This window comes from Streptomyces ortus, from assembly GCF_026341275.1.
GTDB lineage: Bacteria > Actinomycetota > Actinomycetes > Streptomycetales > Streptomycetaceae > Streptomyces > Streptomyces ortus.
On the sequence record NZ_JAIFZO010000007.1, the window covers coordinates 1 to 205 of the forward strand.

Here is a 205-nt window from a genome sequence, read left to right on the forward strand (position 1 = left end):
CCGCCGAAGCGATCGCCAACGCACCCCCCGCCGCCAGCGTCACCGCCACATCCAACACCGCCGCATCAAAACTGAACGACGCGAACTGCAGAGCCGTCACACCAGGCTCCACACCAAGCACCGGTCGCATGGCCGACGCCAAATTCGCCACGGAGGCATGCGTCACCGCCACACCCTTCGGACGCCCCGTCGACCCCGACGTATA

Annotated in this window: 1 protein-coding gene; it reads right to left on the reverse strand. The window is 66.8% G+C overall.

Features of this window, described 5'->3' with window-relative positions; translation table 11 throughout:
* Window positions 1-205, reverse strand: a 205-nt coding sequence (locus tag K3769_RS40650; protein ID WP_267031773.1) for an AMP-binding protein, incomplete at both ends; no start/stop codon positions are given.